This is a genomic window from Bacillus sanguinis (assembly GCF_018332475.1).
Lineage (GTDB): Bacteria > Bacillota > Bacilli > Bacillales > Bacillaceae_G > Bacillus_A > Bacillus_A sanguinis.
This window is the reverse complement of record NZ_BOQB01000147.1, coordinates 1-905: the sequence shown is the minus strand read 5'-3', so window position 1 is coordinate 905 and position 905 is coordinate 1. Positions and strand designations below refer to the sequence as shown.

Here is a 905-nt window from a genome sequence, read left to right as displayed (position 1 = left end):
ATAAAAAAAATGAAGAAATTCCTATACAGTCAGCTACTTTATCTAAATTAATGACAGAGTATATCGCAATGGAACAACTGAATGAAGGAAAAATACAATTAGATGAATTAGTAAAAATAAGTAACGAAGTTTTCCGAACAGAAACGAGTCCTATACAAGTAACTTCGAAAGATAAAACGACAGTTCGTGATTTACTTCATGCATTGTTTTTGACAGGGAATAATCGTTCCGCACTTGCTCTTGCAGAACACATTGCTGGAAACGAAGATAACTTTACACTTTTAATGAATGAAAAAGCAAAACAACTAAAGTTATCACAACCATCCCCGTTTCTAAATGCTACTGGTATGAATAACGATACAAATAAACAATCAAATACAACAGCGATAGATGTAGCAAAACTAGCGACACAATTAGTAAAAGACTTTCCAGATATATTGAATATTACGAAGCTAACCTCTTACCAATTTACCTTCAAAGATTCAAAAGTTTTCAACACAAATAAAATGATTTATTCCCTTAATAAAAACATTAATCTCCAAGGTGTTGACGGCTTACAAACTAGTTTTTCAACTAATGGTAATTATAGTTTTGTAAGTACAGCACATCGAGGAGATACTAGACTTATTTCTGTAATATTAGACTCAAATGAAGAAAACATTACCTTTATTGAAACAAAAAAGCTACTACAGTACGGTTTTGATCCTTCCTCGTACTCTGCACTCCAAGCTTTTAAAGATGCTGTTACCTCTTGGGCAGTTTTGCTTCAATTTAAAAATTTAATTATACAAACATTGTTGATTTTCTTCATCATTACAATTTTAATGTTTTTACATATACGTCAGAAAAAATCCGAGGATTTCAACTAGGAAATCTTCTTATATATAAAGAACGGCTTGCATTTA

1 protein-coding gene is annotated in these 905 nt (G+C 31.0%); it reads left to right on the top strand.

Annotation, left to right across the window (positions count from 1 at the left end; translation table 11 throughout):
- Window positions 1–869: D-alanyl-D-alanine carboxypeptidase family protein (locus KI369_RS16630; protein ID WP_212956679.1), on the top strand; the 869-nt coding region annotated here is incomplete at its 5' end.
- Window positions 870–905 lie beyond the last annotated feature (36 nt).